Source organism: Hydrogenophaga sp. SNF1, assembly GCF_034421675.1.
In the GTDB taxonomy this organism is placed as follows: Bacteria; Pseudomonadota; Gammaproteobacteria; order Burkholderiales; family Burkholderiaceae_C; genus Hydrogenophaga; species Hydrogenophaga borbori.
Window position 1 is genome coordinate 410,522 of record NZ_CP139793.1, and the last position, 16,979, is coordinate 427,500.

The 16,979-nt window shown below is 72.7% G+C and carries 14 protein-coding genes (1 of these 14 cut by a window edge); 4 read left to right on the top strand and 10 right to left on the bottom strand.

The annotated features are described in order from the left end of the window. Positions 1–313: 313 nt before the first annotated feature. The gene (locus SOM08_RS02000; RefSeq protein ID WP_116958576.1) at positions 314–2,551 is read right to left on the bottom strand and encodes a protein-disulfide reductase DsbD family protein; all 2,238 of its coding nucleotides are present in this window, start codon (positions 2,549–2,551) and stop codon (positions 314–316) included. Between the two features lie 199 nt (positions 2,552–2,750). Between SOM08_RS02000 and SOM08_RS02005 the strand changes: the two genes are divergently transcribed. Continuing rightward, positions 2,751–3,968 (top strand): SAM-dependent methyltransferase, encoded by a 1,218-nt coding sequence (locus SOM08_RS02005; protein WP_116958577.1) that lies wholly within the window; start codon positions 2,751–2,753, stop codon positions 3,966–3,968. A 32-nt stretch (positions 3,969–4,000) separates the two neighbouring features. Next, positions 4,001–4,831 (top strand): creatininase family protein, encoded by an 831-nt coding sequence (locus SOM08_RS02010; protein ID WP_116958578.1) that lies wholly within the window; start codon positions 4,001–4,003, stop codon positions 4,829–4,831. 171 nt (positions 4,832–5,002) lie between these two features. Here SOM08_RS02010 and SOM08_RS02015 read toward each other — a convergent pair whose 3' ends face one another. Then, complete coding sequence (locus SOM08_RS02015; protein WP_116958579.1) at positions 5,003–5,674, bottom strand: histidine phosphatase family protein; 672 nt, start codon at positions 5,672–5,674, stop codon at positions 5,003–5,005. Positions 5,675–5,906: 232 nt separating this feature from the next. Here SOM08_RS02015 and SOM08_RS02020 point away from each other — a divergent pair, with 232 nt between their 5' ends. Next, positions 5,907–8,219 (top strand): ATP-binding protein, encoded by a 2,313-nt coding sequence (locus SOM08_RS02020; RefSeq protein ID WP_181936458.1) that lies wholly within the window; start codon positions 5,907–5,909, stop codon positions 8,217–8,219. Here the strand turns inward: SOM08_RS02020 and SOM08_RS02025 are convergent. The 7 genes from SOM08_RS02025 to SOM08_RS02055 are packed head-to-tail and all read right to left on the bottom strand — an operon-like array spanning position 8,203 to position 14,119. Beyond that, positions 8,203–9,201, bottom strand: a complete 999-nt coding sequence (locus SOM08_RS02025) for a threonine dehydratase (RefSeq protein WP_116958581.1) — start codon at positions 9,199–9,201, stop codon at positions 8,203–8,205. The two genes, SOM08_RS02020 and SOM08_RS02025, sit on opposite strands and share 17 nt — an antisense overlap. Positions 9,202–9,211: 10 nt before the next feature. Beyond that, positions 9,212–9,886: a VOC family protein gene (locus SOM08_RS02030; protein ID WP_116958582.1), complete on the bottom strand. Its 675-nt coding sequence runs from the start codon at positions 9,884–9,886 to the stop codon at positions 9,212–9,214. After that, on the bottom strand, positions 9,883–10,749 hold the full coding sequence (locus SOM08_RS02035) for a PhzF family phenazine biosynthesis protein (protein ID WP_322469965.1): 867 nt from the start codon (positions 10,747–10,749) through the stop codon (positions 9,883–9,885). The genes SOM08_RS02030 and SOM08_RS02035 overlap by 4 nt, the downstream gene beginning before the upstream one ends. Positions 10,750–10,753: 4 nt before the next feature. After that, positions 10,754–11,383 (bottom strand): glutathione S-transferase family protein, encoded by a 630-nt coding sequence (locus SOM08_RS02040; RefSeq protein ID WP_116958584.1) that lies wholly within the window; start codon positions 11,381–11,383, stop codon positions 10,754–10,756. Beyond that, on the bottom strand, positions 11,380–12,579 hold the full coding sequence (locus SOM08_RS02045) for a PLP-dependent aminotransferase family protein (RefSeq protein WP_116958585.1): 1,200 nt from the start codon (positions 12,577–12,579) through the stop codon (positions 11,380–11,382). The genes SOM08_RS02040 and SOM08_RS02045 overlap by 4 nt, the downstream gene beginning before the upstream one ends. After that, positions 12,576–13,508, bottom strand: coding sequence for a DMT family transporter (locus tag SOM08_RS02050; RefSeq protein ID WP_116958586.1), 933 nt, complete (start codon positions 13,506–13,508; stop codon positions 12,576–12,578). Before SOM08_RS02050 ends, SOM08_RS02045 begins: the two co-directional genes overlap by 4 nt. Beyond that, on the bottom strand, positions 13,505–14,119 hold the full coding sequence (locus tag SOM08_RS02055) for a LysE family translocator (protein WP_322469966.1): 615 nt from the start codon (positions 14,117–14,119) through the stop codon (positions 13,505–13,507). Before SOM08_RS02055 ends, SOM08_RS02050 begins: the two co-directional genes overlap by 4 nt. A gap of 148 nt (positions 14,120–14,267) precedes the next feature. Between SOM08_RS02055 and SOM08_RS02060 the strand changes: the two genes are divergently transcribed. After that, complete coding sequence (locus tag SOM08_RS02060; RefSeq protein WP_116958588.1) at positions 14,268–15,680, top strand: PLP-dependent aminotransferase family protein; 1,413 nt, start codon at positions 14,268–14,270, stop codon at positions 15,678–15,680. Between the two features lie 30 nt (positions 15,681–15,710). Here SOM08_RS02060 and SOM08_RS02065 read toward each other — a convergent pair whose 3' ends face one another. Further along, positions 15,711–16,979, bottom strand: the 3' portion of a protein-coding gene (locus SOM08_RS02065; protein ID WP_116958589.1) for an ATP-binding cassette domain-containing protein. 612 nt of this gene lie beyond the right edge of the window; the window shows 1,269 of its 1,881 coding nt (coding positions 613–1,881); the start codon falls outside the window, past its right edge; its stop codon occupies positions 15,711–15,713.

Consider the following 16,979-nt stretch of genomic DNA (forward strand, 5'->3'; position numbering starts at 1 on the left):
TGGATGCCGGGCGGGGGTATGTAAAGGCCGGGGGATTATCCCCTTGGGGGGCCGGGGGACGGATGGGGTGGGCTTCTTGCTTGGCTGGGGCCTTGCCCTTTGCCTTGCCTTCTGGCTTCTGCTTCGCATGGGGCGCCGGTGTGGGTGCCCGTTCTCCGGCCCACGCTCGCGGGCGACCGCCCGGGCACCCACACCGCCGTCCCCGAGACGGACAGGCCAGCCAACGAAAACCAAACACCCTTCGAGTGCTGGGCCGTTGGAATCCGACCTCGCCCGTCGTCAGCGCGAGGTCTGGGAGCGAAACAGCCGCCGCTCAGAGCGCCGCCAGCGCCGCGCGGACCTCGTCCACGCGCAGCACCTCGGTCAGCACCTGCACCGGCTGACCGGTTTTGTAGAGCGCGTACACCGGCACGCCATTGCGGCCCAGCCCGGCCAGGGCCTGCGTCACCGTGGGGTCGCGGCGCGTCCAGTCGGCACGCAGCAGCGCCACGTTCTTGCCGGCGGCGTCGGCCAACACGCGCTCATCGGCCAGCGTGGTGCGCTTGTTGTACTGGCAGGTGACGCACCAGGCCGCCGTGAAGTCGACGAACACCGGGCGGCCCTGCGCCAGCAACTCGGCCTGGCGCTGCGGGCTCCAGGTCTCCCAGGCCAGGCCGGCCACGCCGGTGTCGGTGCGCGCGGCGGCGGCTTCCTCCGGCGCGCGCAGCACGCTGGGGCCGATGCCCAGGGCCAGCGCCAGCAGCGCCGCCAGCGACAGGCCGCCCATCACCACCCGCCCCCGGCCGCGCAGGCCCAGGGACCAGATGGCCAGCGCCAGCGCCACCAGCAGCATGAGCAGCGCGGCCGCGCCGTCGATGCCGCTCTGCTGGCCCAGCACCCACAGCAGCCAGACCACGGTGGCGAACATGGGGAAGGCCATGAACTGCTTGAAGCGCTGCATCCAGGGCCCCGGGCGCGGCAGGGCGCGCGCCACGGCGGGCACGGCGCTGGCCAGCAGGTAGGGCAGGGCCATGCCCAGGCCCAGCACACCGAAGATCAGCAGGGCCTGCGGCGTCGGCAGGGCGATGGCCAGGCCCAGCGAGGCGCCCATGAACGGCGCGGTGCAGGGCGAGGCCACGGCCGTGGCCAGCACACCGGTGAGGAAGGCGTCGGCCGTGGGGTGGCGGGCCTGCAGCGTGGCCACGCGGCTGGGCAGCACGTTGCCGAACTCGAACAGGCCGGCGAGGTTCAGGCCGATGAGGGTGAACAGCGTGGCCAGCGCGGCCACCACGGCCGGGCTCTGCAGCTGGAAGCCCCAGCCGAGCTGTTCGCCGGCCGCGCGCAGGGCCAGCAGCAGGCCGCCCAGCGCCAGGAAGGACAGCACCACGCCCGCCGTGTAGGCCAGGCCATGGGCGCGGTGCGCGCGCGCGTCGCCACCGTGCTGGGCGAAGCCCGTCACCTTGATGGCCAGCACCGGGAACACGCAAGGCATGAGGTTGAGGATCAGGCCGCCGATGAGCGCACCCAGCAGGGCCGCGCCCAGGGTCAGCGCGCTGGCCGGTGTGGCGCCGCCGGGCGAGGCCGCCGAGGCGCGCGCGGCATTGGCGTCCAGCGCGGCCTGCAGGGCGTCGGGCACGGTGGCCGTGGGCAGCGGTGCGGCGGCCGGCCAGCCGCCGTTCACCGGCACGGCGGCCAGGCGCGCGCCGGGCTCGCCCGGGCCCTCGCCGGCGGGCCGGGCCGGTGCCACCACCAGGTCCATGCTGGCCGGGCTGTCGAAGCGCTGCGGCGAAAGCGGCACGCGTGCCGTCCAGCGCGCGCCGTCCCAGGCCTGGGTCCAGGCCGCGCCAGGTTCGATCACGCCGCCGAGTTCGGGGAAGAACTCCAGGTCGCGGCCGCGCCAGGCGGCGGGCAGGCCGTCGAGCGCCACGCGCAGGAAGCCGTCCTCGGGCACGAGCTGGCTGGCGCCGGCGGGCTGCTCGCGTGGCCGGGCCTCGCGCATGGCGGCGAACAGATCGCCGTGCCCGGCGCTGCCGCCCTGGACCGGCAGGCTCAGGGAGAAGCTGGCCTCTTCGGGGATGCATTCCTGGCGGCAGACGAGCCAGCTCGCCTGCAGCTTGACGTCCAGGGCATTGCCACGGAAGTTGTCGCTCACCTTCAGCGGGACGGGCAGCACCACCGTGCCGTCGTAGCCGTAGTTGGCCAGGGTGCCGATGGGGAACTTGCGCGGCGTGGGCCAGTGAATCTCGCCCGCGCTCACCCCCTCGGGCAGGGTCCAGCGCAGCTCGGTGGGCAGGCCCGAGTCGCCGGGGTTTTTCCAGTAGGTGTGCCAGTGCGGGGCGTGGTCCAGGCGCAGGCCCAGCCAGACCGTGCGCCCGGGGCCGGCGCCGTCGGGCGCGTGGGCCAGCAGCTCGGCCCTTGTTTGATCCGATTGGAATACGCCGGCCGGGGCCGCGTTCATGATGGCGCCCAGGTTCTGGGCCGGCGCGGCGACGGGCAGGCTCAGCGCCAGGCCACCCAGGGCGGCGAACAGGAGGCGCCGCGCGCGTGCGGCCAGGGATAGGGGCAGGGTCATGACGGGAGGGATTGTCGGGCGCTTGCGCGCGTCGGGTAGGAGCGGGCGGTGGCACCCGAGTTCCGCCGAGGCCTTTGCCGGGCACGGCCTTTGCCCATCCGCGACCGGTGTCGATTTGTCATCGGCGGTTCACGGCGCCGGTTTTTTCGGTAAAACCGGGACTGGCTTGACGTCAATACCACCATTGGAGGGGTCCTGCATGGGAGCAATCGTGGAAATGGCGCTGATGCCCTGGGCACGGCGCATGCAAGACAAGGTCAACCTGCCGGTGCGGCTGTACTGGCGCGACGGCGGCGAGCCGATCGACCTGGGCCGCTTCGAGCGCCCCCAGGTCACCATCCGCGTGAAGGACGCGAGCGGGCTGCCGCTGCTGATCGACCCCAACCTCGACACCCTGGGCCGCGCCTATGTGGAAGGCCTGATCGACGTCGATGGCTCGCTGGGCGACGTGCTGGCGGCGGCGCACGGCCTGGCCAACCACGCCCAGCCCGAGAGCGGCCTGATGGGACGCATCAAGCGCAGCTTCCGGCACACGCGCGAGACCGATTCCGAGGCCATCCAGTACCACTACGACGTCTCCAACGCCTTCTATGGCGAGTGGCTGGACCGCAACATGGTCTATTCCTGCGCCTACTTCGAGAACGGCGACGAAAGCCTGGACGAGGCGCAGGAGAAGAAGATCGACCACATCCTGCGCAAGGTCCAGTTGCGGCCGGGCCAGCGCCTGCTCGACATCGGCTGCGGCTGGGGCGCGCTGGTGCTGCGCGCGGCCGAACGCTTCGGCGCGCACTGCGTGGGCGTGACGCTGTCGAAGAACCAGTTCGAGTTGGCCACCGAGCGCGTGCGCCGCGCCGGCCTGCAGGACCGCATCGACATCCGCCTGCAGGACTACCGCGACATCGCCGACGGCCCCTTCGACCGCATCACCAGCGTGGGCATGTTCGAGCACGTGGGCCTGGAGCACCTGGTGCCGTACTTCCAGCAGATCCGAAAGCTGCTCAAGCCCGATGGCTGGGCCATGAACCACGGCATCACCAGCACCGACGCCAACGACGGCGAGACAGCCAACGGCGGCGGCAGCTTCATCGAGCGCTACGTATTTCCTCACGGCGAGCTGCCGCACATCGCCACCGTGCTGCGCACCCTGCAGGAGGGCGGCCTGGAGGCCTTCGACATCGAAAACCTGCGCCGCCACTACGCGCGCACCTGCGGGCTGTGGAGCGAGCGCTTCGAGGCCAAGGCCGCGGCGCTGCGCGCCATGGTGGACGAAAAGACCTGGCGCATCTGGCGCGTCTACCTCGCTGGCTGTGCCTGGGCCTTCGAGCACGACGAGATCGCGCTGTTCCAGGTGCTGTGCCGTCCCTCGGGCCGGCTGGCGGCGGAGCTGCCGTGGTCGCGCCGCTGGCTCTACCGCTGAACCGCGGGCGGCGGCGCCCGTAAGATCGGGCGATGTCCGCCGCCACCCCCTCCTCGCGTTACTGGCAAGACCTCGGCAGCGCCGAGTTCGCTGCGCTCGACCGCGGGCGCGCCATCGCCGTGCTGCCCGTGGCCGCCACCGAACAGCACGGGCCGCACCTGCCGCTGTCGGTGGATGCCGACATCGCGCGCGGCGTGATCGAGGCCGCACAGGGGCACCTGCCGGCCGATCTGCCCGCGCTGTTCCTGCCGCTGCAGGCGGTGGGGTTCTCGCCCGAGCACACGGCCTTCGCGGGCACGCTCACGCTCAAGGCCGACACGCTGATGCGCCTGTGGACCGAGCTGGCCGAGTGCGTGGCCGACGCGGGCGTGAAGAAGCTGCTGATCTTCAATACGCACGGCGGCCAGGTGGGCCTGCTGGACCCCGTGGCGCGCGACCTGCGCGCGCGCCGGGGCCTGCTGGTGGTGAGCACGAGCTGGTTCCAGCTGCCGCTGCTCGACGCCCATGGCCAGGACGTGAACGCGCGCTTTTCCGCGCACGAGCAGCGCTTCGGCGCGCACGCGGGCGAGGTCGAGACCGCGCTCATGCGGGTGCTCAACCCGGGGCGGGTGCGCATGGAGCTGGCGCGCAACTTCGCCTCCAGCAGCGAGCAGCGCGCCCAGCGCTTCGAGATTCTGGGCAACGGCCGCAGCGCGAAGTTCGCCTGGCAGGCGCAGGACCTCAACCCGGTGGGCGCGGCGGGCAATGCGGCCGCGGCCACGGCGGAGAATGGCCGTGCGTTGCTCGACGCGGCGGGGCGGGCGTTGGCCCGCTTGCTGGTGGAGATGGACCAGTTGCCAGGGGACACGCTTCGGGGGGCCTGATCTGGCGGGCCGGCTGGTTGGTGGGGGTGGCGGGCCTCTGCTTCGCATGGGCCGACGGTGCGGGGGCCCGTTCTCCGGCCCACGCCAGCCGTCGGTGCGGGGTCTTCGCGGGAGGCCACCGCGAGAGGCCATCCGTCGGCGCGAGCTCGGAAGCAGCGGTCGGCAAACACCTCAGGCGTACGTGACCCAGTCCCTGTACTCCGCGCCGTCCAGGTGCGGCAGCGTGTTGTAGGTCAGCAGGCTGTGCCGCTTGGGCGTGAACTGCAGCTCGGTCACGGCGCTGTTGCGAATGCGCAGGTTCAGCTCGATGCTGGCCTCCGGGCTCAGTCCCAGCACCTGGCCCACGGCGGTGGCGATGGGTCCCCCGCTGGACACGATCAGCACGTTCTTCCCATGGTGCGCGCCGCGCACGTGCGTCAGCGCCTCGGCCACGCCGCGCGCGAAGCCGTCGTAGCTGGGCATGCCCTGCGGGCTCACGGTGCCCGCCATCCACTGCGTCAGGCCGTCGCGCAGCAGGCGGAAATGCTGGCGGTACTGCTCGGGCGTGTCGGGCCTGGGCAGCGGCTGCGGGTGCACGCAGCGGATCACCGCATCCGCGTCGTACTCGTTCAGGCCTGGCATCACCAGCGGCTGCAGCGCCAGCCCGGCGCCTTCGGCGATGCCGGCCCAGGTCTGCTGGTGGCGCCGCAGCGAACCGGTGATCACGGCGTCGAGGCCCAGCCCGCGCTCGGCCCAGTAGCGGCCCAGGCGCAGCGACTGGCGCCGCCCCAGCTCGCTGAGCTGGTCGTAGTCGGCGGCGCCGAACGAGGCCTGGCCGTGTCGCACGAGGTAAAGCGTTCCCATGGCGCGATTCTGGGTGGCGGGCCGCGGCGGCTTTTGTCCCGGCAGCGACTGGACCCGGCCCTGGCTGTCACCTGTGCGAAAGCGCACCATCTGCCGCGCGGCGCGCGCGGGGGGAGCGGTTTGCACCGTTTTCGTGCCGCTTATCCGGGCGCCGCGCGCGGGGGCGCGTGCTGCAATCGGCCCTTCTTCCCAAAGGCGTCGCCGGCGCCCGGTCTGCGTTCCCCTTCCTTCGATGGCCACCGGTATCCCCGAACTCATGTGGTTTCACCTGCCCACGCTGTTGGCGGTGTGGACGGGCATCGACGTGGTCATCGGCCTGGCCTTCTGGGCCCAGCACCGGCGCCTGCGCCACGTGGGCGGCCTGGGCTGGTGGGCGCTGGCCTGCCTCACGCACACCAGCGCCGCGGCGGCCATGATGGCGCGCCCGCTGCTGCCCGGCTGGGTGGGCATGCCGCTGAGCAACCTGCTGTTCTCGCTCACCTTCGCGCTGCTGTGGGTGGGCTTCCGCGCCTACCTGGGCCTGTCGGTGCGCCGCGTGGTGACCGGCGTGTTGCTGCTGTTGCTCGTGCAGTGGCCGGTGAACGTGTTTTTCATCGAGGTCGTCGACAGCCTGCCCGCGCGCCAGCTGCTGTGGCTGGGCACCAACGTCGCCCTGCTGCTGCTCATGATCGGCGACGCGCGCGCCCACCGCCCCTGGCCGGCGCCGACGGAGTTCCGCGCACTGGAAAGCGTGCTGTGGCTGCAGGTGGCCCTCCTGCTGGGCTATGCGCTGATCGCGGTGGTGCTGCGCTGGCCCTTTTTGCCCTCGGTGGCGCTGCTCACCTTCTGCTTCCTGATCGCCTACCTGCTGTGCGTGCTGGCCTTCCAGTGCCTGTTGATGCTGCGCCTGCGCGACGAGGCCCAGGCCGCGCGCGCCGTGCAGCGACAGCGCGAAGCCGACCTGCAGCGCCTGGTGGACAACCTGGACGCGGGCGTGATGGTCTTTCACCCCGACCACACGCTGTGGCGCATGAACACCGCGGCGCGGCGCTTCCTCACCTGGAGCGCGGTGGGCGCGGACGGCGTGGTGCCTGAGCCGAGCTACGAGAGCTGGCTCATGCTGGACGAGAACGGCCAGCCGCTGCGGCGCCACGACCGGCCCTTCGAGCGCGTGCTCATCACCGGCCAGCCAGTGCGCGACGTGGTGGTGGGCCTGCCGATCGATGGCGGCGCGCGCCTGCGCTGGGCGCTGTGCAGCGGCTATCCCGAGAACGATTCGCAGGGTGGCCTGCGCCGCGTGGTCCTGACCTTCATCGACATCACCGCCATGAAGGACGCGCAGTCGGAGCAGAAGGCGCTGGAGGCGCGGTTGTCGCAGTCGCAGAAGATGCAGGCCCTGGGCACGCTGGCCGGGGGCGTGGCGCACGACTTCAACAACATCCTGACCGCCATCCTGGGCAACGCCGACCTCGCGCGCGAGGACCTGCCGGCCAAGGCGCGGGCGCACGAAAGCCTGGGCGAGATCAGCACCGCCGCGCGGCGCGGACGCGAACTGGTGCGCCAGATCCTGACGTTCAGCCGCCAGCAGCCGCTGGCGCGCGCGCGCGTGCCGCTGGCCGCGGTGGTGGTGGAGTCCTGCGCGCTGCTGCGCGCGGCGCTGCCCTCGCAGGTGCAACTGGTGCAGACCATCGTGCCGCCTCTGCCCGAGGTTTCGGGCGACGCCACCCAGCTGCAGCAGGTGCTGGTGAACCTGGGCACCAACGCGCTGCACGCGCTGCCCGCGGCCGGCGGGCGCATCGAAGTCGCGCTGGACAGCCTGCCCGTGTCGCAGGCGCGGCTGCCGCCGGCGCTGGCCCAGGCCTGCCGGGCGGCGGGCCTGCCCGCGCTGCGGCTGCGCGTGATCGACGATGGCTGTGGCATGGACGAGCGGGTCCAGCGCCGCATGTTCGAGCCCTTCTTCACCACCAAGCCCGTGGGCCAGGGCACCGGCCTGGGCCTGTCCGTGGTGCTGGGCCTCGTGGAGGCGCACGGCGGCCACATCGAGGTGTGCAGCACGCCCCAGAAGGGCACCACCATCACGCTGTGGCTGCCGCCCCTGCCCGCCGACGAAGCGACAGCCGAAGACAAACCCGTCACAATGCCCGCCGTGGAAAATCCTCAGCCCCGACCCGACGCCCCGGCCTCGCCGGAGGCCGCCCCCCACATCCTCTACCTCGACGACGACGACACGCTCGTCTTCCTGGTGCGGCGCCTGCTGGAGCGGCGCGGCTACCGCGTGACGGCCCTGTCGGTGCAGGCCGACGCCCTGGCCGCGCTGCGCGACAAGCCCGGCGAGTTCGCCCTTCTGCTGACCGACTACAACATGCCCGGCATGTCGGGCCTGGAGGTCGCGCGCGAGGCGCTGACCATCGAGCCACGGCTGACGGTGGCCGTGGCCTCGGGCTACATCACCGACGAGCTGCAGGCCGAGGCGCGCGCCGCCGGCGTGCGCGAGGTGGTCTTCAAGACCGACGCCGTCGAGCAGTTCTGCGAGATCGTGGCGCGGCTGGTCAAGTCGAGCGACTGAGCTCGCGCGCGAAGGCCGCGCCGTCCAGCACCCGCGCGAAGGCCTCGCTGTCCACGTTGCCGCCGCTGAGCACGGCGCCCACCGCCTGGCCGCGCAAGCGCTCGCGCTCCTGCCAGGCCGCCGCGAAGGCCGCGGCGCCAGCGCCCTCGGCCACGTTGTGCGTGTCGGCGAACAGCGCGCGCATGGCCTCGGCCACGGCCTCGTCGCTCACCGGCACCACGTGGTCCAGGCCGTCGGCCAGCAGGGGCAGCGCGTCGGCCTCGGCCACGCGGCAGGCCATGCCGTCGGCCAGCACCGTGCTCACCGGTGCCGGTACCACGCGGCCCGCGGCCAGCGAGTCGGCGTAGGTGGTGGCGCCGCTGCTCACCACGCCCACGATGCGCACGCGGTGGCCCAGCGCGCGCTTGGCGGCGATGGCCGAGCACGCGCCCGAGCCCAGACCGATGGGCACGTAGGCCACGTCGAGTTCGGGCACGGCGCGCAGGAACTCCCACCAGGCGGTTGCCACGCCGCTCAGCAGGTCGGCGTGAAAGCTCGGCACCATGTGCGCGCCGCGCTCGGCCGCCAGCGCGCCGGCGTGCTCGCGCGCGGCCTGGAACTCGTCGCCGTGCTCGATCAGCGTGGCGCCCAGGCTGCGCATGGCGGCGTTCTTCTCCACTGAGTTGCCGTGCGGCACGACGATGGTGCAGGCCACGCCGTGCGCGCGCGCGGCCCAGGCCACGCTCTGGCCGTGGTTGCCGCGCGTGGCGGAGATGACCTCGCGCGGCAGCGCGCCGCGCCGCGCGAGGTGCTCGAAGTAGGTAAGGCCGCCGCGGATCTTGAAGGCGCCCACGGGGGTGTGGTTCTCGTGCTTGATCCAGCAGGCGGTGCCCAGGCGCGCGCTCAGCGTGGCCCAGCGGTACTGCGGCGTGGCGGCGAAGGAGCGGTAGACCGTGGCGGCGGCTTTTTCGATGCAGGCAAGGGTAGGTAGGACGATGCTCATGGACGGGGGTTTAGGGCTTGGCCAGCAGGTCCAGGTCCTGCCGGCCGTCGTGCAGGTGGGCGCTGATCAGGGCCTCGCCCTCGCGCACGCGAAGGCGCATGCCGATGGCGTCCAGGGCCGTGTTCAGCGCCGCCGCACGCGGATGGGCCAGTTGCAGCCCGCGCAATTGCAGGCCGCTGGCGGGCAGGGTGGCAACCGGGTGGATGCCACCCCACTGGATCAGGGTGGGCAACAGGCCGTCGAAGCCGCGCGCGCCGTCGTCGCGCACGGTGATGCGCCACTGCAGCAGGCCGCGCGGCGTTTCGCGCGAGGCGGTGAGCACCGGCCCGGGGTCGATGCCCTGTGCCAGCCAGGCGGCGCGCGCGGCCTCGATGTCGTCGACGCGCGCGACCCAGTGGATGGGCTGCGGGCCGCGGGCGCGCAGGCGCTCGCGCAGCGCGGGATCGTCCAGGTCGAACCAGCGCCGCAGTGGCGCTGCGCGCGTGGGTGTGGCCGCCGGGTTGATGGCCAGCAGCTCGAGGTAGGCGCGCTCGGCTCCGTCGAGCCGCAGCAGGCGGTTGTGCGTGCCGAACAGCGCGTGAGCGCCGCCCGGCGCGGGCGTGCGGCCCAGGGCGCTTTCGCACCAGTCCACGCCCTCGGCCAGCGTGGCGGCCGCGACCACGAGGTGGTCGAACGCGGCGTTCACAGCAGCACCGTGCCCCGCACGCAGCTGACCGATTCGCCGCCGACCCAGATGGTGCCGTCGGCGGCGCGCTGAATGTGCACGCGCCCGGCGCGGCGCAGCGCGGTGCCCTGGCTGGCCACGTAGCGCTCGGGCGCCAGGCCCGCGCCGATCAACCACTGCGCCAGCGCGGCGTTCAGGCTGCCGGTCACCGGGTCTTCGGCGATGCCGTTGTTGCCGGGGAAGAAGGCCCGCACCTCGAACGCCAGCTCGGGGTCATCGGGGCGTTGCCCGACCACGCCCACCTTGCCGCGCGGCCCGACCACACCGATGTCGAGGCCGCCGAGCACGGCGGCGTCGGGCTTCACCGCCAGCACCTGCGCGGCGCTGCGCAGCATGACGGCGCGCCAGCCCGGGCCGTTGTCGCACCAGCTGTGCGCCAGCACGTCCTCGCGCGCGATGCCCAGGCCGCGCGCGATGAGCGCCACGTCGGCCTCGTCCAGCGGGCCCTCGCGGCGCCGGGGCGGGGCCGCGAAGGCCAGGCGCGTGCCGTCGCGGCGGATGCGCACCAGGCCCACGCCGCACTCCTGCACGATCTCATCGCCCTGGGGCCGCCCGCCCGCGCTGAGCCAGGCGTGCGCCGTGCCCAGGGTCGGGTGCCCGGCGAAGGGCAGCTCGCGCCCCGGGCAGAAGATGCGCACGCGGTAGTCGGCGCCGGCCTGCGTGGGCGGCAGCACGAAGGTGCATTCCGACAGGTTGGTCCAGTCGGTGAAGGTCTGCATCTGTTCGGTGCTCAGGCCCTCGCCGTCGAGCACCACGGCGAGCGGGTTGCCCAGGCAGGGGGTGGCGGTGAAGACGTCGACTTGCTGGAAGGGGCGGGTGTTCATGGGCTCAGGCCAGAGGAAGGTCCAGCACGCCGCGGCTGCAGGGCATGGCCAGCCAGCCGGCGTACCAGCGCTCGAGGTGCGGCCAGGCCGGCCGCGGCTGCGGCAGGCCGAACCAGCGGTGGATTTCGCAGGCGATGGGGAAGTCGGCCGCGGTGGGTTCGTCGCCGGCCATCCAGGGGCGCTGCGCGAGGTGGGCGTCGAGCCGCTCGAACAGCGGCTCGGCGGCGCGCACCGAGGCCTCGATGGCGGCCAGGTCGCGCCGCTCGGCCGGGGTGCGGATCCATTGCGTGAACGCCGGGCTGCCCGCGCGGTTGAGCGTGGTCTGCTGCCAGTCGAGCCAGCGGTTGGTGTCGGCGCGGGTGCGCAGATCGGTGGGCATGCCACGGCCCTGGCGCTCGCACAGGTAGCGCAGGATGGCGTTGCTTTCCCAGAGGGTGAAGTCGCCGTCGCGCAGCAGCGGCACCAGGCCGTTGGGGTTCAGGGCGCGGTAGGCCGGCGTGTCCACCACGCCGTGGCTCAGGCCGGCGTCGGTGCGTGGCAGCTCCAGGCCGAGCCACTGGGCGCACAGCACCACCTTGCGCACGTTGATGGAGCTCAGGCGGCCCCAGAGGTGCAGTCCCTGCTCGGCGCTCATGCTGTGGCGGCGGCCCGGCTGGGCAGGTGTTCGCGCACCGCCTGCGCCAGCGCGGCGATGCCGCGATCGATCTGCTCGACCGTGGCGGTGACAAAGGACAGGCGCAGCGAGCGGACGTCGGGCGCGTCGGTGAAGAAGGGCGCGCCGGGCACGAAGGCCACGCCGCGCGCCACCGCCTGCGGCAGCAGCGCGGTGGCGTCCATGCCCTCGGGCAGGCGAACCCACAGGAACATGCCGCCGTCGGGGGTGTTCCATTGCACGTCCAGGCCGGCCATCTCGCGCGCCAGCGCGGCCAGCATGGCGCGGCACTGCGAGGCGTAGAGCGCGCGGATGGTGGGCACATGGCGCTCGAGGAAGCCCTCCTTGAGCACCGCGCTCACCAGGCGCTGGTTGAAGCTGGGGCTGTGCAGGTCGGCCGCCTGCTTGGCCTGCAGCAGCTTGGGGTAGACGGCCTTGGGCGCCACGATGTAGCCCAGGCGCAGGCCCGGCGCCAGGATCTTGGAGAAAGAGCCGAGGTAGAGGCCGCCATCGGGGTTTCGCGCGGTCAGCGGCGCGGGCGGCGGGGCGTCGAACCACAGGTCGCCATAGGGGTTGTCTTCCACGATGGGCAGGCCGGTTTCGGCGGCGGCGCGCACCAGCGCGGCGCGGCGCGCCTCGCTCATGCTGCGGCCCGTGGGGTTCTGGAAGTTGGGCAGCGCGTAGAGGAAGCGCGCGCCGCTCGCCCGGCGGCGCAGGTCGTCGACATCGAGGCCTTCGGCGTCGCTGGCCACGCCCACGAACTGCGGCTCCATGGGCGTGAAGGCCTGCAGCGCGCCCAGGTAGGTGGGCGTTTCCACCAGCACGCGGCTGCCGGTGTCGATCAGCACCTTGGCCACCAGGTCCAGGCCCTGCTGGCTGCCGGTGGTGATGAGCACCTGCGCCGGGTCCACGGCCCAGGGCAGCTGGCGCGCCACCCATTCGCGCAGCTGGGCGTGTCCCTCGCTGGACGCGTACTGCAGCGCCGCGCGACCGTCGTTGCGCAGCACCTCGGCGCAGGCCTCGGCGAAGGCGCTCACGGGGAAGGTCTGCGGCGAGGGCAGGCCGCCGGCGAAGCTGATGATCCCGGGCTTTTCGGTGACCTTGAGGATCTCGCGGATCACCGAGGGGTTCATGCGTTCGGCGCGGCGGGCCAGGGTCCAGGGGGTGGCGGAGCTCATGTGGAGGCCTTGTGGAGGGACGGGGAGGGGGCGGGCGGCGCGGCGCCGAAGCGCCGGCCGGCGAACACGCTGGCCACCACGGCCAGCGCAAACACCAGGGTGAGCGCGTCCAGGCGCTCGCCCAGCAGGGGCACCGCAGCGGCGATGCTGATGAAGGGCTGCAGCAATTGCAACTGGCTCACGCGCAGCGGCCCGCCCAGCGAGAGCCCGCGGAACCAGGCAAAGAAGCCGGCCCACATGGAGAACACCGCCACGTAGGCCAGGCCGAGCCAGGCGCTGGGGTTCACCCCGCGCTCGGGCCAGGTGAGCAGCGCGGCCGGCAGGGTGATCGGCAGCGCGAGCGCGCAGACCCAGCTGATGACGCGCTCGGCGCCCAGGGCGGGCGTGACCTGCGTGCCGCCCACATAGCCCAGCGCCGCGGCCAGCACGGCGCCGACCAGCAGCGTGTCGGCCCAACTGAGGCCGAAGCCGTGCCCCGCCTGGTGCGCGCGCAGCAGGCTGTAGGCCACCACCAGTGCGCTGCCCAGGCCGGCGAACAGCCAGAAACCCAGGCGCGCGCGCTGGTGCATCAACCAGGCCGCCATGGCCGCGGTGGCCAGTGGCAGCAGGGCGGTGAACACGGCGGCGTGGCTGGCCGTCACGTGGCGCAGCGCCCAGCCCAGCAACAAGGGAAAACCGATCACGTTGCCCAGCACCGCCAGGGCCAGCGGGCGGCGGTGCTCGGGGCGGGGCCTGGGCGCGCGCGTGGCCCACAGCCAGGCCAGCGACAGCCCGCCGGCGATGGCCGCGCGCGCCCAGGTGACGAACCAGGGCGAGAGCTGCGGCGCGTCCAGGCTGCCCGTGGCCAGGCGCGTCATCGGCAGCGTCAGGCCGAAGACCGCCACGCCGAGCAGGCCCAGCAGCCAGCCGCGTCGTTCGTCGCTGTTCATACGGTGAGCATCCACAGGGCAGTGGCCACGAGCACGCCGGCCAGCACGCGGTTGAACCACAACAGGCGCCCGCCCTGCGCGAGCCAGTCGCGCAGCAGCGAGCCGATCAGGGCGTAGAGGAAGTTGCTGGTGAAGGCGAAGAACAGCATCACCCCGCAGACGATGAGCAGCCGCTCGCCCGGGTTGGGCGCGGGTGCGCCCGCGCTGCTGATCACCCAGCCCGCGCTGAGCGTGAGCGCGAGCATCCAGGCTTTGATGTTGATGAACTGCAGCCCCACGCCCTGCCAGAAGCCCACCTGCAGGCGGGCCGGGTCGGCCTGCGACAGGCGCGCCGTGCGCGCCAGCATCCAGGCCAGCCAGAGCATGTAGGCCACGCCCACCAGCTTCACGGCCCAGCGCAGCGCCGGCACGCCAGTGATCAGCGCGCCCATGCCCAGGCCGCTGGCCAGCATGAGCAGGATCCAGCCCGTGGGCACGGCCAGGCAGAAGCGCAGGGCGCGCCGCAGGCCGAAGTTGGCCGCCAGGGCGGTGGACAGCGTGGTGTTGGGCCCCGGCGAAAAGCTCATCGCGGTGCAGAAGATCAGCAGGGCGGTCAGTTCGGTCGCGGACATGGGGCGGGTCGGTCGGGCGGTAGGGTGGGGGCTGGCGCTCGGCGAACGGTCAATGTACCCTTTGACATCAATACAGAGCCAATACAGTTTGCCCGTTCAGTTCGCGCACTGTATGGGCCTGACTGGCAATACACACAAGGGCCGCCCCATGTTGATGAAGACCGCGAACCAGTCGCTCACGGAGCAGTTGGCCGAGCGCTACGCCGATCGCATCCGCCAGCGGCTGCTTGCGCCGGGCGCGCGCCTGCCCTCGGTGCGGGCCTGCGCCCGCCTGCACGGCGTCAGCCCCTCCACCGTGGTGGCGGCCTACGACCTGCTGCTCGCGCAGGGCCTGGTGCAGGCGCAGCGCCAGCGAGGCTTCTTCGTGCGCGAGCCGCTCACGCCGCGCGCCGAGTCGCGCAGCGCCGCGCCGCTGCCGCCGGCGCAGAGCCCCATCAACGCGACGGCCCTCATCCGCGGCATGTTCCACCAGGTGAGCGACAAGCCGCAGCCCGGCATGGGGGTGTTCCCGCCCGACTGGCTGGAGTCGACCTTCATGCCGGCGGCCGTGCGCCGTGTGGCCTCGGTGCGCGCGCTCAACGAAACCTCGCTCAGCTACGGCGAGCCGCGCGGCGACGAGGGCCTGCGCCGCGTGCTGGCGCAAAAGCTGGCCGGCATCAACGTGCACGTCGACCCGGCGCAGATCGTCACCACGGTCGGCGCGACGCACGCGCTCGACATCGTCAGCCGCACGCTGCTGCGACCCGGCGACCCGGTGATGGTGGAAGAGCCGGGCTGGGCGGTGGAGTTCGCGCGCCTGGCGGCGCTGGGCATGCGGGTGCTCACCGTGCCGCGGGGCCCCGACGGGCCCGACCTGGCGGTGATGGAGCGCCTGGCCGAGGCGCACCGGCCCAAGCTGTTCGTCAGCGTGAGCGTGCTGCACAACCCCACCGGCTACAGCCTGTCGCCCGGCGCGGCGCACCGCCTGCTGCAGCTCGCGCAGCGCCTGAACTTCCACATCGCCGAGGACGACACCTACAGCCACCTGGCGCCCGAGCACGCCACGCGCCTCAGCGCGCTCGACGGCCTGCAGCGCACCATCTACGTCAGCGGCTTCGCGAAAATCCTGGCGCCGAACTGGCGCATCGGCTTCCTGGCCGCGCCGCCCGGCCTGGTTGAGCCCCTGCTCGACACCAAGCTGCTGAGCACGCTGACCACGCCGGCCCTGTTGGAAAAGGCCCTGGCCTACTGCATTGAGCAAGGGCAGCTGCGCCGCCACGCCGAGCGCGTGCGCACCCGCCTGGACGCCGCCCGCACGCGCAGCGTGAAACTGGCGCTGGGCGCGGGCTGCCGCTTCGCGGCCGAGCCGTCGGGCCTGTTCGGCTGGGTCGACACCGGTGTGGACACCGACGCGCTGGCCCAGCGCCTGCTGGACGATGGCTACCTGATCGCGCCGGGCGCCCTGTTCCACGCCGCGCGCACGCCCAGCACGCTCATGCGCATCAACTTCGCCACCACGCAGGAGGCGGCGTTCTGGCGCACGTTCTCGCGCCGCGTGGCCGCGGCCAGGGCGGGCGCGTAAGGCGCGGGCGCGGCGCCCGTGCCCCTGGCGTCAGCGCGCGCCCAGCGCCTCCTGGCGCTCCAGTGCGGCCATCCATTCTTCTTCCACTGCCACCAGGCGCTGCGCCACTTCGGCCGCGCGCGCGGGGTGGGTGCCGTACAGGCTGCCGTCACCCAGCTCAGCCGACAGCGCGGCCTGCTCGGCCTCGAGCGCGGCGATCTGCGAAGGCAGCGACTCCAGTTCGCGCTGTTCCTTGTAGCTGAGCTTGCGGCGGGGGGCGTCGGCCGCCGGGGGCGCCGCGGGCGCGGGCTTGGCCGTGGCGACGGCGGGTGGGGGCGCGGGCGGGGCGGCGCGCGCCGACTGGGTCAGCCAGTCCTGCACGTCGCCCACGTACTCGCGCCAGCGTCCCTCGCCTTCGGCCACCAAGGTGCTGGTCACCACGTTGTCGAGGAAGCGGCGGTCGTGGCTCACCAGGAACACCGTGCCCTCGTATTGCTGCAGCAGGTCTTCCAGCAGCTCCAGGGTGTCGATGTCCAGGTCGTTGGTGGGCTCGTCCAGCACCAGTACGTTGGCCGGGCGCGCGAACAGGCGCGCCAGCAGCAGGCGGTTGCGCTCGCCGCCCGACAGCGTGCGCACCGGCGAATGCGCGCGCGCGGGAGAGAACAGAAAGTCGCCCAGGTAGCTCTTCACGTGCGTGCGCTTGCCGTTGATCTCGATCCACTCGCTGCCGGGGCTGATGAAGTCTTCCAGCGTCGCGTCCAGGTTGAGCTGCTCGCGCATCTGGTCGAAATAGGCCACGGTGAGGCGACTGCCTTGGCGCACGCTGCCCGTATCGGGCGCCAGCTCGCCCAGGATGAGCTTGAGCAGAGTGGTCTTGCCCGCGCCATTGGGGCCGATCACGCCCACCTTGTCGCCGCGCAGGATCGTGGTGGAGAAGTCGCGCACCACGGTCTTGCGCAGGCCGTCGGGCTGGTCGAATCCCTTGCTCACCTCCAGCAGTTCGGCCACCAGCTTGCCGCTGGCCGCGCCAGCATCGAGCTCCAGCTTCACCCGGCCCAGCGCCTCGCGCCGTCCGGCGCGCTGCGTACGCAAGCGCTCCAGGCGCGTGATGCGCCCTTGCGCGCGCGTGCGGCGGGCCTCCACGCCCTTGCGGATCCAGACCTCTTCCTGCGCCAGCAGGCGGTCGGCCTTGGCATTGACCACCGCCTCCTGGGTCAACTGCTCCTCCTTCAATACCTGGTACTGCGCGAAGTTGCCGGGGTAGCTCTGCAGACGCCCGCGGTCGAGCTCCACGATGCGCGTGGTCACGGCGTCGAGGAA

Bases quoted from the DNA above. Each gene is read 5' to 3' on its own strand.
- SOM08_RS02000 (WP_116958576.1), bottom strand. From the start codon at position 2,551: ATGACCCTGCCCCTATCCCTGGCCGCACGCGCGCGGCGCCTCCTGTTC.
- SOM08_RS02005 (WP_116958577.1), top strand. From the start codon at position 2,751: ATGGGAGCAATCGTGGAAATGGCGCTGATGCCCTGGGCACGGCGCATG.
- SOM08_RS02010 (WP_116958578.1), top strand. From the start codon at position 4,001: ATGTCCGCCGCCACCCCCTCCTCGCGTTACTGGCAAGACCTCGGCAGC.
- SOM08_RS02015 (WP_116958579.1), bottom strand. From the start codon at position 5,674: ATGGGAACGCTTTACCTCGTGCGACACGGCCAGGCCTCGTTCGGCGCC.
- SOM08_RS02020 (WP_181936458.1), top strand. From the start codon at position 5,907: ATGGCCACCGGTATCCCCGAACTCATGTGGTTTCACCTGCCCACGCTG.
- SOM08_RS02025 (WP_116958581.1), bottom strand. From the start codon at position 9,201: ATGAGCATCGTCCTACCTACCCTTGCCTGCATCGAAAAAGCCGCCGCC.
- SOM08_RS02035 (WP_322469965.1), bottom strand. From the start codon at position 10,749: ATGAACACCCGCCCCTTCCAGCAAGTCGACGTCTTCACCGCCACCCCC.
- SOM08_RS02040 (WP_116958584.1), bottom strand. From the start codon at position 11,383: ATGAGCGCCGAGCAGGGACTGCACCTCTGGGGCCGCCTGAGCTCCATC.
- SOM08_RS02045 (WP_116958585.1), bottom strand. From the start codon at position 12,579: ATGAGCTCCGCCACCCCCTGGACCCTGGCCCGCCGCGCCGAACGCATG.
- SOM08_RS02050 (WP_116958586.1), bottom strand. From the start codon at position 13,508: ATGAACAGCGACGAACGACGCGGCTGGCTGCTGGGCCTGCTCGGCGTG.
- SOM08_RS02055 (WP_322469966.1), bottom strand. From the start codon at position 14,119: ATGTCCGCGACCGAACTGACCGCCCTGCTGATCTTCTGCACCGCGATG.
- SOM08_RS02060 (WP_116958588.1), top strand. From the start codon at position 14,268: ATGTTGATGAAGACCGCGAACCAGTCGCTCACGGAGCAGTTGGCCGAG.